Origin of the sequence: Amycolatopsis kentuckyensis, assembly GCF_041679295.1 — a bacterium.
Lineage (GTDB): Bacteria > Actinomycetota > Actinomycetes > Mycobacteriales > Pseudonocardiaceae > Amycolatopsis > Amycolatopsis kentuckyensis_A.
On the sequence record NZ_JBGDMD010000002.1, the window covers coordinates 1,111,265 to 1,123,827 of the forward strand.

The 12,563-nt window shown below is 72.0% G+C and carries 15 protein-coding genes and 1 pseudogene; 10 read left to right on the plus strand and 6 right to left on the minus strand.

Translation table 11 applies throughout. The features are described from left to right. The first annotated feature begins 60 nt into the window (after positions 1-60). The 7 genes from ACERZO_RS11410 to ACERZO_RS11440 all read left to right on the plus strand — a co-directional run bounded on the left by ACERZO_RS11410 (position 61) and on the right by ACERZO_RS11440 (position 5,595). The gene (locus tag ACERZO_RS11410; protein WP_372664511.1) at positions 61-600 is read left to right on the plus strand and encodes a TetR/AcrR family transcriptional regulator; all 540 of its coding nucleotides are present in this window, start codon (positions 61-63) and stop codon (positions 598-600) included. Continuing rightward, complete coding sequence (locus ACERZO_RS11415) at positions 597-1,739, plus strand: cytochrome P450 (protein ID WP_372664512.1); 1,143 nt, start codon at positions 597-599, stop codon at positions 1,737-1,739. Before ACERZO_RS11410 ends, ACERZO_RS11415 begins: the two co-directional genes overlap by 4 nt. Beyond that, the gene (locus ACERZO_RS11420; RefSeq protein WP_372664513.1) at positions 1,723-2,154 is read left to right on the plus strand and encodes a pyridoxamine 5'-phosphate oxidase family protein; all 432 of its coding nucleotides are present in this window, start codon (positions 1,723-1,725) and stop codon (positions 2,152-2,154) included. The genes ACERZO_RS11415 and ACERZO_RS11420 overlap by 17 nt, the downstream gene beginning before the upstream one ends. Before the next feature lie 117 nt (positions 2,155-2,271). Continuing rightward, on the plus strand, positions 2,272-3,471 hold the full coding sequence (locus tag ACERZO_RS11425) for a cytochrome P450 (protein ID WP_372664514.1): 1,200 nt from the start codon (positions 2,272-2,274) through the stop codon (positions 3,469-3,471). Further along, positions 3,468-4,226 carry a TetR/AcrR family transcriptional regulator gene (locus ACERZO_RS11430; RefSeq protein ID WP_372664515.1) on the plus strand — a complete coding sequence of 253 codons (759 nt, stop codon included), beginning with the start codon at positions 3,468-3,470 and terminating at the stop codon, positions 4,224-4,226. Before ACERZO_RS11425 ends, ACERZO_RS11430 begins: the two co-directional genes overlap by 4 nt. Then, positions 4,223-4,423, plus strand: a complete 201-nt coding sequence (locus tag ACERZO_RS11435) for a ferredoxin (RefSeq protein WP_372664516.1) — start codon at positions 4,223-4,225, stop codon at positions 4,421-4,423. Before ACERZO_RS11430 ends, ACERZO_RS11435 begins: the two co-directional genes overlap by 4 nt. Beyond that, the gene (locus ACERZO_RS11440; protein ID WP_372664517.1) at positions 4,420-5,595 is read left to right on the plus strand and encodes an NAD(P)/FAD-dependent oxidoreductase; all 1,176 of its coding nucleotides are present in this window, start codon (positions 4,420-4,422) and stop codon (positions 5,593-5,595) included. The genes ACERZO_RS11435 and ACERZO_RS11440 overlap by 4 nt, the downstream gene beginning before the upstream one ends. Here ACERZO_RS11440 and glmS read toward each other — a convergent pair. Both glmS and ACERZO_RS11450 read right to left on the minus strand, forming a co-directional pair. Continuing rightward, entirely contained in the window at positions 5,544-7,367 is a 1,824-nt protein-coding gene (gene glmS / locus ACERZO_RS11445; protein WP_372664518.1) for a glutamine--fructose-6-phosphate transaminase (isomerizing), read from the minus strand. The two genes, ACERZO_RS11440 and glmS, sit on opposite strands and share 52 nt — an antisense overlap. Before the next feature lie 13 nt (positions 7,368-7,380). Next, the gene (locus tag ACERZO_RS11450) at positions 7,381-7,653 is read right to left on the minus strand and encodes a hypothetical protein (protein ID WP_364462832.1); all 273 of its coding nucleotides are present in this window, start codon (positions 7,651-7,653) and stop codon (positions 7,381-7,383) included. A 156-nt stretch (positions 7,654-7,809) separates the two neighbouring features. Between ACERZO_RS11450 and ACERZO_RS11455 the strand changes: the two genes are divergently transcribed. Then, positions 7,810-8,478, plus strand: a complete 669-nt coding sequence (locus ACERZO_RS11455) for a class I SAM-dependent DNA methyltransferase (protein WP_372664621.1) — start codon at positions 7,810-7,812, stop codon at positions 8,476-8,478. Here the strand turns inward: ACERZO_RS11455 and dapA are convergent. Continuing rightward, positions 8,426-9,301: a 4-hydroxy-tetrahydrodipicolinate synthase gene (gene dapA / locus ACERZO_RS11460; RefSeq protein WP_372664519.1), complete on the minus strand. Its 876-nt coding sequence runs from the start codon at positions 9,299-9,301 to the stop codon at positions 8,426-8,428. The two genes, ACERZO_RS11455 and dapA, sit on opposite strands and share 53 nt — an antisense overlap. A 73-nt stretch (positions 9,302-9,374) precedes the next feature. Between dapA and ACERZO_RS11465 the strand changes: the two genes are divergently transcribed. Together ACERZO_RS11465 and ACERZO_RS11470 are read left to right on the plus strand one after the other, a co-directional pair. Further along, positions 9,375-10,262: a LysR family transcriptional regulator gene (locus ACERZO_RS11465; RefSeq protein ID WP_372664520.1), complete on the plus strand. Its 888-nt coding sequence runs from the start codon at positions 9,375-9,377 to the stop codon at positions 10,260-10,262. 74 nt (positions 10,263-10,336) lie between these two features. Then, on the plus strand, positions 10,337-10,729 hold the full coding sequence (locus tag ACERZO_RS11470; protein WP_372664521.1) for a VOC family protein: 393 nt from the start codon (positions 10,337-10,339) through the stop codon (positions 10,727-10,729). On the opposite strand, the gene ACERZO_RS11475 is transcribed toward ACERZO_RS11470, so the two are convergent. The 3 genes and pseudogenes from ACERZO_RS11475 to ACERZO_RS11485 form a co-directional block, all read right to left on the minus strand. Next, positions 10,662-11,075, minus strand: a complete 414-nt coding sequence (locus ACERZO_RS11475) for a UbiX family flavin prenyltransferase (protein ID WP_372664522.1) — start codon at positions 11,073-11,075, stop codon at positions 10,662-10,664. The two genes, ACERZO_RS11470 and ACERZO_RS11475, sit on opposite strands and share 68 nt — an antisense overlap. A 92-nt stretch (positions 11,076-11,167) precedes the next feature. Further along, positions 11,168-11,254, minus strand: a pseudogene (locus tag ACERZO_RS11480) (3-octaprenyl-4-hydroxybenzoate carboxy-lyase); the annotation flags it as partial. Next, complete coding sequence (locus tag ACERZO_RS11485; RefSeq protein ID WP_372664523.1) at positions 11,251-12,561, minus strand: MFS transporter; 1,311 nt, start codon at positions 12,559-12,561, stop codon at positions 11,251-11,253. The gene ACERZO_RS11485 and the pseudogene ACERZO_RS11480, both read right to left, overlap by 4 nt. Positions 12,562-12,563: the final 2 nt, after the last annotated feature.

Below are 12,563 nucleotides of genomic sequence, written 5' to 3' on the forward strand. Positions count from 1 at the left end.
GAACGTTGCTCCGTTAACCATACGGAGCATTGTTCCGGTTAGCAACCCGGGAGGTGTGGTGTGAGCAAACCCAAGCGCGCGGACGCCCGGCGCAACGAGAAGACGCTGCTCGACGCGGCGGCCGCCGTCTTCGTCGCGTCGGGGGTGGACGCGCCGGTGCGGGACATCGCGGCGAAGGCCGGCGTCGGGATGGGCACGATCTACCGCCACTTCCCGACGCGGGCCGATCTGATCGTCGCCGTCTACCGGCACCAGGTGGAGGCCTGCGCCGACGCGGGCCCGGTACTGCTGGAGACGGCGTCTTCGCCGCACGCGGCCCTGGCGGAGTGGATCGACCTGTTCGTCGACTTCCTGGTGACCAAGCACGGGCTCGCGGGGGTGCTGCAGGGTGACGGCTTCGCCTCACTGCACGCGTACTTCCTCGATCGCCTGGTCCCGGTGTGCGCCCAGCTGCTCGAAGCCGCCGAGCTGACCGCGAAGGTGCGCCCGCTGGAGCTGATGCGCGGGGTCGGCAACCTGTGCGTCGGCGCGGAAGACGGCAATCCGGACTACAACGCTCGCCGGCTGGTCGGGCTGCTCATCGCGGGGCTGCGCGCGTGACGATCGAGCAGCTCACGACCGACCCGTACCCGCTGCTGGCCCGGCTCCGGGCGACCGAGCCGGTGGCCTGGCTGCCGGAGCTGACCGGCTGGCTCGTCACGCGGCACGACCTCGCACTGCACGTCATGCGTGATGCGGCGACGTTCACCGTGGACGACCCGCGCTTCTCGACCGCCCGGGTCGTCGGCCCGTCGATGCTCTCGCTCGACGCGGGTGCGCACACCCGGCACCGGACGCCGTTCGCCCGGCACTTCCGGCCGCGGGAGATTTCCGAGCGCTTCGAAGGGTTCGTCCGCGCGGAGTGCGCCCGGCTGGTCGACGGGTTCGCCGCCGCCGGGCGGGCGGAGCTGCGGCGGGCGCTGGCCGGCCCGCTGTCGGTCGCGGTGGTGGCCGACGCGCTGGGCCTGGACGGCACTGACACCGCGAAGGTGCTGGCCTGGTACGACGCCATCGTGTCCACAGTGGACGACATTTCGGCCGGACGGGAGCCGGGAGACCGGGGCGCGGCGGCGTTCGGCGAGCTGCGCGCGCACATCGAAGGAACGGTCGGGCGGCCGTCGCTGCTCACCGAGGCGGCCACGGCGCTGGAACTGCCGGAGGTGGTGTCGAACGCGGCGGTGCTGATGTTCGGCGGCATCGAGACGACCGAGGGCATGATCGCCAACCTCCTGCTGCACCTGCTGCGCGACCCGGCCCAGCTCGAGGCGGTGCGGGCGGACCGCGCGCTCGTCCCGGCCGCGATCGAGGAGTCGCTGCGCCTGGAACCCGCGGCGGCGGTGGTCGACCGGTACGCCACCCGGGACGTCTCGCTCGCGGGTGCGTCCATCGCCCGTGGTGACCTCGTGACGGTTTCGCTCACGGCCGCCAACCGCGACCCGGCGGTGTTCGAGAACCCGGACGTCTTCGACCCGGCCCGGCCGGACCTGCGCAAGCAGCTGGCGTTCGCGCACGGGCCGCACTTCTGCCTCGGCGCCGACCTCGCCCGGCTGGAGACGCGGATCGCCGTGGAGACCGTGCTCGACCGGCTGCCCGGGATCGAGCTGGCAGAGCCGGCCGCGCCGGCGGGACTGGTGTTCCGCAAACCCGTCGCCGTCCCCGCGCGGTGGCTGCCATCATGCCCGGATGACGGCGTGGCGTGAGTTCGAAGCGGCGGAACCGGAGTTCGCTCAGCGCGTGCGGACGTTGTTCGACGCGCGCAGGCACAAGACGATGGCGACCCTGCGGGCCGACGGTTCGCCCCGGATTTCGGGGATCGAAATGAAGTTCGACGACGGCGAGCTGACGTTCGGCTCGATGCCGAACGCGCGCAAGGGTGCCGATCTGCGGCGGGATCCACGGGTGGCGCTGCACAGCGCGACCGTCGACCCGGTCGACGGTGAAGAGGCGAAGTGGCCGGGGGAGGCGAAGATCTCCGGCCGGGCCGTCGACGACGGCGAGCGCTTCCGCGTGGACGTCGCCGAGGTGGTGCACACCCACTTGAACGAGGCGGCGACGCTGCTGGTCGTCGAGTGGTGGACGCCCGAGGGCGGCCTGCGCAAGGTCGAGCGCGAGTAGACCGGCCGGAAGCGTCCGGGCGCCCGTCATCATCGACATTTAAGTCAAGCGCTTGACGTAATCTAGTTTCGTGGCCATGCTGCATCACAGGGGTCATTCACCAACGAGGAGACCGCCATGACGCAAAGCCACACCGAGCTGCCGCGCTTCCCGTTCGTCGCCGACACCGCCCTGGCGCCGCCCGCGGAGTGGGCCGAGTTCCGGGCGAAGTGCCCGGTCGCGCCCGTGCGGCTGGCCAGCGGGGACGAGGCCGCCCTGGTCACCCGCTACGCCGACGTCAAGAACGTGCTGTCCGATCCGCGGTGGACCCGGCCCACGCCGGCCGACAACGCCGCCCGCGTCGCCGACACCGAGTCCGGCGGGGTGTTCAACAGCGAGATGGCGACCGTCCTCCCGCAGCACGGCGAGGCCCACCTCACCTGGCGCCGCACGATCGGGAAGTGGTTCACCGCCAAGCGGATGAACGCGCTGCGGCCCGGGATGGCCGCGATGGCCGAGCAGCTCGTCGACGACCTCGTCGCGAAGGGCGCGCCCGGGGACCTCAAGGCCGGGCTCGCCTTCCCGCTGCCCGTCTGGGTCATCTGTGACATGCTCGGCGTGCCCGACACCGACCGGGACCGGTTCGCGCACTGGTCGGACGTCATGCTCAGCATGACCCGCTACACCCAGGCCGAGTTCGACGCCGCGCAGCAGGAGTTCGGGCGCTACATGGGCGGGCTCATCGCCGCCAAGCGCGAAGACCCCGGCGACGACATCCTCAGCGCGCTGCTGCCCGAAGGCTGGCCGGACTCGATGCTGATCGCCACCGGCATCGGCCTGCTGATCGCCGGCCACGAGACCACCGCCAACATGATCGCCAAGATGGTCGCGATGCTGCTCGCCGACCGGACGCGGTGGGAGCGGCTGCTGGCCGACCCGGCGCTCGTGCGCACCGCCGTCGAGGAGTCCCTGCGGTTCGACGCGAACGCGGGGATCGGCATGTCCCGCTACCTTTCCGACGACTTCGAGGTCGCCGGCACCGTCCTGCCCGGTGGCACCACCGCGATGTGCAGCATGGCCGCGGCGAACCGGGACGAGACCGCGTTCGAGAACGCGTCCGAAATGGACCTCGGCCGCAGCCCGAACCCGCACCTCGCGTTCGGCGCCGGCGCGCACGCCTGCCTCGGGCAGCCGCTGGCCCGCACCGAACTGCAGGTGACGCTGGAAGTCCTGCTGCGCAAGCTGCCGTCGCTCGAGCTGGCCGTCCCCGCGGACGAGCTGCGCCGCGTCGAAGGGCTCGCCGTCGGCGGACTGCGGGAACTGCCCGTCCGGTGGTGACCGCGGTGGACCGGGCGTACGCGACGCGGGAGGCGATCCTGACGGCGGCGGAACGGCTCTACGCCGAGCACGGCGTGCTCGCCGTGTCCAACCGGCAGATCAGCGAGGCCGCCGGGCAGGGCAACAACACCGCCGTCGGGTACCACTTCGGCACCCGCGCCGACCTCGTCCGGGCCATTGCCCGCCGGCACTCCGCGGCGGTGGAAGAGCTGCGGGCGCGCATGCTCGCCGGGCTCGGCGCCGGCGCGGACCTGCGCGACTGGGTCCGGTGCCTGGTCCACCCGTCGACCGAACACCTGGCGCGGGCGGGCACGCCGAGCTGGTTCGCCCGGTTCACCGCGCAGGTGATGACCGAGCCGTCGCTGCGGTCGGCCGTCGCCGCCGAGACGCTCTCGTCGCCGTCGCTGGCGCGGACCGTGGAGGGGCTGAGCCGGTGCCTGCCCGAGCTGCCCGCCGACGTCCGCGCCGAACGCAGTGCCATGACCCGTCAGCTGCTGATCCACACGATGGCCGAGCGCGAACGCGCGCTCGCCGAAGGCAGCACTGCGCCGATCGTTGCCAATCCGATCACAGTCACGGCCGAATGGCTTCGTAGCAACGGTCGCGCGCCGCCCGGGGGGCGGCCTACTTTTGGCCGGATTGGCAACACCCCGCGAGCCAACTGGCGTGAAGCCGCCACCGGCCTCACCGACGCCCTCGTCGGCCTCTGGCTCGCTCCCGTGACACCCCGGAACCCAGGAGAGGAACAGGCATGAAGGTCACTGTGGACGAAGGAAAGTGCTGCGGCGCCGGCACCTGCGTGATGCTCGCGCCGGACGTGTTCGACCAGCGCGACGACGACGGCATCGTCATCCTCCTCGACGAGACCCCCGGCGAAGAGCTGCACGCGACCGTCCGGGAGGCGGCGAGCGTCTGCCCCGGCGTCGCGATCTCGGTCAGCGAGGACGCGTGAACGTCCTGGTCGTCGGCGCTTCGGCGGCCGGCCTCGCGACCGTCGAAGCCCTGCGCCGCAAGGGCTACGACGGTGGCGTGACCGTGCTGGGCGCCGAAACGCACCTCCCCTACGACCGGCCGCCGCTGTCCAAACAGGTCCTCGCCGGGAGCTGGACACCTACGCAGGCGAGCTTACGTACCCCCGACGCCCTGTCCGCGTTGGACGCCGAGTTCGTGCTCGGCGATCCCGCGGTGCGGCTGGACGCCCGCGCGCGGACCGTCCACACGGCACAGGGGCGGGCGCTGACCGCGGACGCTGTCGTGCTCGCCACCGGGCTCCGGCCCCGCACGCTGCCGGGCCAGGCCGGCCTCGCGGGGGTCCACGTGCTGCGCACCCTCGACGACGCGCTGGGCCTGCGCGCGGACCTGGCGCCGGACAAGCGGGTCGTGGTCGTCGGCGACGGCGTCCTCGGCGCGGAGATCGCGGCGACCGTGTGCGGCCTCGGCGTGCCGGTCACCCTGGCCGGTCCGCAGTCCGCGCCGCTTGCGTACCAGTTCGGGCCCCTGGCCGCGGGTCTGCTCGCGTCGCTGCACGCCGACCGCGGTGTCGCGCTGCGACTGGGGTCCGCGGTCACCGGACTGTCCTCCGAGGACGGTCGGGTCACCGGCGTCCGCCTGGAGACCGGTGAGGTGCTGCCCGCCGACGTCGTGGTGGTGGCGTTCGGCGCGGCCCCGGCGACGGACTGGCTGGCGGGCAGCGGGCTGCTGTGCGACAACGGCGTCGTGTGCGACTCCCGCTGCCGGGCGGCGGACGGGATCTACGCGGCCGGCGACGTGGCGCGCTGGCACCACGAAGGCCTGGACGCGCTGCTGCGCTTGGAAAACCGGACCAACGCGACCGAGCAGGCGGCCGCCGTCGCGGGCACCATCCTCGGCGACGACCGCCCGTACACGCCGGTGCCGTACTTCTGGACCAACCAGTTCGACGCCCGGATCCACGTGTACGGGACACTGTCCGCCGACGCCGAGGTGTCCATTGTGGACGGCGAGGTGGCAGCGAACCGGTTCGTGGCCGAGTACCGCGAGGGTGGCCGGGTGACCGGCGTGCTCGGCTGGAACATGCCCAAGCAGGCCCGGCTTCACTCCACCGTGACGGACTTGGCGAGGTTGCGCGGCTTGTCGATGTCGTAGCCCAGGGTCAGCGCCGCGTGGTAGGCGAGCAGCTGCAACGGGATGGTCAGCAGGATCGGGTCGAGCTCCGGCTCGGTCCGCGGCACGACGATCCGCGGGACGTCCAGCTCGCCGAAGTCGACGTCCTCGTGCGTCACGGCCAGGACGGCCCCGCCGCGGGCCTTGATCTGCTGCAACGCGGCCAGGTTCCGGCCGGCGAGCTCGTCGGCGGGCACGATCGCGACCGTCGGGAGCGTGTCGTCGATCAGGGCCAGCGGGCCGTGCTTCAGCTCCGACGTCTGGTACGCCTCGGCGTGGCGGTAGGAGATCTCCTTGAACTTCTGCGCGCCCTCGCGGGCCACCGGGTAGCCGCGGACGCGGCCGATGAAGAACAGGCTCTTCGCGGTGGCCGCGGCCTTCGCGTGCTCCGCGATCTCCGGTTCGGCGTCCAGGACGGCCTTGATCTGGCCGGGCAGCGCGCGGATCGCGGCGATGATCCGCTGACCGTCCGCATTGGACAAATCGCGGACCCGGCCGAGGGCCAGCGCGATCAACGCGAAACCGACGGCCATGTTCGTCAGCGCCTTGGTCGAGGCGACCGCGATCTCCGGGCCGGCGTGCAGGTAGACACCGCCGTCGCAGGCACGCGCGATGGTCGAGCCGACGACGTTGACCAGGCCGACCACCCGGCCGCCCTTGCGCTTGATCTCCTCGACGGCGAACGCGGTGTCGATCGTCTCGCCGGACTGGCTGACCGCGATGTAGAGCGTGTCCGCTTCGATGATCGGGTTGCGGTAGCGGAACTCCGACGCGGCTTCGGCGTCGGCCGGGATCCGGGCCAGCTCCTCGATCATCGTCGCGCCGATCTGGCCGACGTAGTAGGCCGAGCCGCAGCCGAGGATCTTCACGCGGCTGAACCCGCGCAGCTCCCGCGGCGTCAGGTTGAGCCCGTCGAGCCGGGCGACGCCGAACCGGTCGTCGAGCCGGCCGCGGATGATCCGCTCGACGGATTCGGGCTGCTCCTGGATCTCCTTGACCATGTAGTGCGGGAAGCCGCCGAGGTCGAGGTCTTCGGCCGCGATGTCGATCTCGGTGGCCGGCTTGGTGGTGTCGCTCTCGTCGACGGTGAAGGTGCGGTAGCCGGTGGCGAAGACCGTGGCGAACTCGCCGTCGTCGAGGTGCGCGACCTGCGAGGTGTGCCGGACCAGCGCGGCGAGGTCGCTGGCGACGAACATCTCGCGCTCGCCGACGCCGATGATCAGCGGGGAGCCGTTGCGGGCGATGACGAGCCGGTCGGGGTGCTCGCTGTCGGCGACGGCGATCGCGTACGTGCCGGTGATCCGCGAGACGGCCTCGACCACGGCGTCTTCGAGCGTTTCCGCGGCCGAGCGCGCGATCAGGTGGGCGAGGACCTCGGTGTCGGTCTCGGAGGTGAGGGTGACACCGGCGTCGGTGAGCTGGGCGCGCAGCGCGTCGGCGTTGTCGATGATGCCGTTGTGGACGACGCTGATCCGGCCGTCTTCGGACGTGTGCGGGTGCGCGTTGGCCTCCGACGCCGGGCCGTGCGTCGCCCAGCGCGTGTGGCCGATGCCGGCCTTGCCGGCCAGGCGCTTGGGCAGCGCGGCGGCGAGGTTGCGGACCCGGCCGACGACGCGGTGGACCTGCGGGGCGCCCTTGGCGCCGAGGACGGCGATGCCCGCGGAGTCGTACCCGCGGTACTCGAGCCGGGTCAGGCCTTCGAGGAGGATGGGGGCGGCGTTCTGGCCGCCGATGTAGCCGACGATCCCGCACATGGCGAACCTTCTTTCAGCCGTAGACGATGCGCCGCAGCTGGCGCTCGGACAGGTCGGGCGCGGCCACCAGCCGGCCCCGGAGCTCGGCGGCGATGAGCGGGAAGATCTCGGGGTTCTTCCGGCCCTCGGCCTGCAGCTCGGCGTGCCGGCGGCGGACGTAGGCCTCGGTGGGTGTCCGGTAGTAGGCGAGGACGTCGTCGACGACGCGGGCGGCGACCCCCGGCGGCAGACCGGTGGACGCGGCCACGCGCTCGACGATGTCGGTCTCTGCCACGTCGGCCATCATGCCTTGCGCGTGTCGACGACTTCAAATTCCTGCCCGAAATCGGGCAAGCTTTAATGGTTGGACAGGTTTAGGGGTGGCGGCGAGGGTGGGGATGTGCGTCAAGAAGACATCTGGGACGTCGAGGCCGCCGAACGCTACGACACCCCGGGCCGCGGCATGTTCGCGCCGGAGGTCGTGGACCCGGTCGTCGACCGCCTCGCCGCGCTGGCCGGCGACGGCCGCGCGCTGGAGTTCGCGATCGGCACCGGCCGGGTGGCCGTCCCGCTCGCCGCGCGGGGTGTGTCCGTCACGGGCATCGAGCTGTCGCGGCCGATGCTCGGGAAGCTGCGCTCGAAGGCGTCGATCCCGGTGGTCGTCGGCGACATGGCCACGGCGACGGCGCCGGGTGAGTTTTCGCTGGTCTACGTCGTGTACAACACGATCGGCAACCTGCTGACCCAGGACGAGCAGATCGAGTGCTTCCGCAACGCGGCCCGTCACCTGGGCCCGGGCGGCCGGTTCGTGGTCGAGCTGGGCGTCCCCGAGCTGCGCCGCCTCCCGCCGGACCAGGAGGCGCTGGTCTTCACGGCCGAGTCCGGGTACGTCGGGGTGGACACGTACGACACGGTCAGCCAGCACCTGGTGTCGCACCACTTCACGTTCGGCGAGGGGCGGCAGGCCCGGGTGAGCCGGTGCCCGCAGCGCTACATCTGGCCGGCGGAGCTGGACCTGATGGGGCGGCTGGCCGGGTTCGAGCTGGAGTCCCGGCACGCGGACTGGACCGGCGGGGAGTTCACGACGCGATCGCGGTCGCACGTGTCGGTCTACCGGCTGCCGTCGAGCTGACCTCGACCAGCGGGAGCCGGACCGTCGCGTGCGGGATGATCCCTCGCTCGGCCAGTGCCGCCTTGGCCGCCGTGGTTCCGGGGCCGGCTCGCATGATCGTCTCCACCAGCGGGATCAGTGACCGGGTGATGTCCCGTGCCGGCTCGAGGTCGCCGCGGTGGACGGCGGCGATCAAGGCCGCCGTGCGGTCCGCCGCCACGTTGGCGACCACGCTGACCACGCCCGCCGCGCCGCACGCGAGGTACGGCAGGTTCAGCTCGTCGATGCCGCAGTAGTACGCCAGTCCCGTGCTCGCCATGACCGTCATCGCCTCGAAGAGGTCGCCCTTCGCGTCCTTGACCGCCCGGATCCGGGGGTGCGCGGCGAGCTCGGCCAGCGTCGCCGGCGTCATCGCGATGCCGGCGCGCGCGGGGACGTCGTAGAGCATCACCGGCAGCCCGGTCGCGTCGGCCACCGCGAGGCAGTGGGCGACGACGCCGGCCTGCGTCGGGCGGGAGTAGTAGGGGCAGACGAGCAGGAGCCCGTCCGCGCCGGCCGCCTCGGCGTCGCGGGCCCGGCGGACGCTCGCGGCGGTGTCGTACGTGCCGACGCCGGCGATCACCCGCGCCCGGCCGGCGACCCGCGCCACGACGCTCCGGACGAGCCCGGCGGCTTCGGGCTCGGTCAGCGTGGGGGACTCGCCGGTCGTCCCACCCACGACGAGGCCGTCGCAGCCGGTGGCGAGCAGATGGTCGACGAGGCTCGCGAGGCCGGGGCCGCTGATCGCCCCGCCGGGCTGCATGGGGGTCACCATCGCGACGAGGTTGGCGCCGAAGTCGGTCATGACGTCGACTCTGCCCGGGGTGAATGCTGCGGTCCAGCGATGCTTTTTTGGCAGTATTGAGTAGCCTGGCTTGATGATCGAGGTGGGCGCGCTGCGGGCGCTGCGGTCGGTGGCGGCACTCGGCACCCTGGCCCGGGCGGCCGAGGAGCTGGGGTTCACGGCGTCGGCGGTGTCGCAGCAGCTCAAGCGGCTGGAGCGGCAGGTCGGCGTGCCGGTGCTGGCGCCGGCGGGCCGCGGGGTGGTGCTGACCCCGGCCGGCCAGGCGATCGCCGACTCGGCGCCTTCGGTGTTCCAGGCGCTGGAGCGGTGCGCGGAAGCAGCCCAGTCGGTGTCGGAGGGCGCGCCGCGCGGCACGCTCCGGGTGGTGGCGTTCTCGACGGCGATCCGCGGCTTGCTCGCGCCGGTGCTGCGGGGACTGTCGGAGCGTTGCCCGGACCTGCGGGTGCGGATCACCGAGCAGGACCCGGACGAGGCGTTGCGCAGCGTCGACGCGGGAACGGCCGACGTCGCACTCGTCCACGACGCCGACGGGCTGCCGGCCCCGGCGCCTTCGTCGTTGACGCAGCTTTTGGTGCACACGGACGTCGGCGACGTGGTGTTGAGCCGTGCGCACCCGCTGGCGTCGGCCACCACGCCGCTGGGCCCGCTCGATCTCGCGGGGCATGCGTGGGTGACCAGCCCGCCGGGAACGGTTTGCCACCAGTGGTTCCGCCGGTTGTTCGCGGACGCGCCGGAGGAGCCGGACGTGCGTCACCTGGTCGACGACTTCGCGACGCAGCTGGCGTTGGTCGGGGCGGGGGAGGTGATCGCGCTGATCCCCCGGCTGGCCCGGCCGCCGTTGGGGGAGGATCTGGTGACGCGTCCGTTGCGCCGTCAGCCGAAGCGGGAGGTCCACGCGGCTTGGCGGCGGAGCGCGGACGCGAGCCCGTCGATCCGGGCACTGCTCGCGGAACTCGGTTAAGCTGACCCCGAGCGGGTGCAGCGTCGGAACGCCCGCCCGGAATGCCCATGGCGCACACCTCAAAGGAGTGCGCCTTGATCACCTTCGCCGGCATGAGCCTGCCCGTCACCGACTTGGGGCGTTCGGTTCCCTTCTACGAGTCCCTCGGCTTCACCACCGAAGTCTGCAACGGCCGGTTCGTGTTGCTGCGCCTGGACTCCGGCACCCTCGGCCTGCTCGAGCTCGGCGCCGTCGTGGCCCGGGAAGCCGCCAACCTGAGGCAGTTCGTCCAGGTCGAACTGCTCGCCGACGACCTCGACGAGCTCTACCGGGACCTCCTCGCCCGTGGCGTCTCCGTGCCCAACCCGCCCCGCGACCGGGGCTTCGAACGGCAGCTCCAGCTGCGTGACCCGGACGGCTTCACCGTCGAGTTCGCCGATCGGAGCGCGCGAGGTCTCCGTTCCACGCCGGTGGGGCCAGGTCGGTGACTCCGACGCGGGCCAAAGCGCGGCGGGCCGTGTGGTCCACCACGTCGTCCAGGGTGGCCGGGTTCGGGTAGAACGCCGGGACCGGTGGGGCGATGATCGCGCCCGCTTCGGCGGCTGCGGTCATCGCCCGCAAGTGGCCCACGTGCAACGGTGTTTCGCGCACCATCAGCAGCAGCGGGCGCCCCTCCTTGAGGCACACGTCCGCCGCGCGGCTGACCAGGTCGTCGGTGTAGCTCCAGGCGATCGCCGACAACGTCTTGATCGAGCACGGCGCGACCAGCATCGCGTCCACCGGGAACGAGCCCGACGCGATCGACGCGCCGATCTCGCCCGGCCGGTGGTGCACCGAGGCGAGTTTTCCAAGTCCGACGGGGAAAGCCCGCACTCGTGGCGCACGGTCACCGCGCCCGCCTTCGACAGGACCAGGTGGACCTCGACGTCCGGCCGGTAGGCCAGCAGCTCGAGGATCCGCACGCCGTAGCACGCGCCGCTGGCTCCGGTGATCGCGACGACCAGCGTGGTCATTCGATCGCCTCGATGCGCCGGCCGGTCTTGTCCGGCGCCGCGATCGCGAGGACCGCGGCGGCGACCGGGCCGACGATGCCGAGCGCCAGCGCGAGCGGCACCGTGCCCGCCAGCGACAGCGCGACCAGCGGGAACAGCCCGGCGCCGAACCCGCGGCCGGCGTAGTAGGACAGGTTCGACCCGCTCGACCGCACGCGCGTCGGGAAGAACTCGGCCATCCAGATGCCCAGCACGCCGAACCCGCCGCTGCCGCCGGCGCACATCATCAGCGCCCAGAACGTCGGGTACGCCCAGAAGTCCGTGCCGATCCTGGCCGAGCCGCTCACGACGAGGCTGAGGAACCAGCCGAACCCGAGCACCCCGAACACCGCCGACGCGAACATCGCCCACTTGCGCTTGAGGACGTCGGACAGGATTCCCGTGAGGGGATAGGTGATTCCGGTGACGATCAGTCCCAAGAGGACGATCAGGCTCGCGGTGCCCAGCGGCACCTTCTCCACCTTGATCAGGAACGTCGACAGGTAGGAGATGAGCGAGTTCGTCGTCAGGAACAACGCCGTCGCCAGCGCCATGAACACGATCGTGCCCTTCGCGTAGCCGCCGCGGAACACGTCGAACAGCGGGACCTTGGTGCGCCGCAGCTCTTCCGGCACCCGCCCGGCCTTCAGCTCGCGCTGGTAGAGCAGCCACTGCTCGGACTCGGGCAGCAGCACGGCCGACGCCACGCCGATCACCAGCGTCGCGACGCCGATCAGGACGTACCCGGTGCGCCAGCCGCGGTCCTCGCCGAACGCGACGAGGCAGCCGTACACCACGCCTTCGGTCAGGATCTGGCCGACGAAGTACATCGCCTGGATCGAGCCGCCCATCATGCCCCGCTTGCGCGTCTTCCAGCACTCGGCGAACATCGAGAACGACAGGCCGAACAGGCCGCCCATCCCGACGCCGGCGAGCAACCGGGTCAGCAGGAACACGAAGTAGTTCGGCGCGAGCCCGCCGAGCAGCGCCGCGACGCCGAACGCGAGCACGGACCCGGTGTAGGTCCACCGCCTGCCGTAGAGGTCGCCGAGCCAGCCGCACAGGATCCCGCCCGCGATCGAGGCGAACCCCTGCAGCGTAGCGACCTGCACGATCTGGATGGTGCTGACGTGGAAGCTTTCGGCCAAATAGGACAGTGGGTAGCCGACGAGGTTGAGCTCGGCGCCGTCGAAGAGCGTGCCGAGGAAGGCGAAGAAGAGGATGCGGGCGGTTTGCGGGCGTGCCGAAGTGAGCCCACCGGCACCGGTGGGCGTGCGCAGGGTCGACAAGG

Bases quoted from the DNA above. Each gene is read 5' to 3' on its own strand.
- dapA (WP_372664519.1), bottom strand. From the start codon at position 9,301: ATGACCGACTTCGGCGCCAACCTCGTCGCGATGGTGACCCCCATGCAG.
- ACERZO_RS11465 (WP_372664520.1), top strand. From the start codon at position 9,375: ATGATCGAGGTGGGCGCGCTGCGGGCGCTGCGGTCGGTGGCGGCACTC.
- ACERZO_RS11450 (WP_364462832.1), bottom strand. From the start codon at position 7,653: ATGATGGCCGACGTGGCAGAGACCGACATCGTCGAGCGCGTGGCCGCG.
- ACERZO_RS11455 (WP_372664621.1), top strand. From the start codon at position 7,810: ATGTTCGCGCCGGAGGTCGTGGACCCGGTCGTCGACCGCCTCGCCGCG.
- glmS (WP_372664518.1), bottom strand. From the start codon at position 7,367: ATGTGCGGGATCGTCGGCTACATCGGCGGCCAGAACGCCGCCCCCATC.
- ACERZO_RS11425 (WP_372664514.1), top strand. From the start codon at position 2,272: ATGACGCAAAGCCACACCGAGCTGCCGCGCTTCCCGTTCGTCGCCGAC.
- ACERZO_RS11420 (WP_372664513.1), top strand. From the start codon at position 1,723: ATGACGGCGTGGCGTGAGTTCGAAGCGGCGGAACCGGAGTTCGCTCAG.
- ACERZO_RS11435 (WP_372664516.1), top strand. From the start codon at position 4,223: ATGAAGGTCACTGTGGACGAAGGAAAGTGCTGCGGCGCCGGCACCTGC.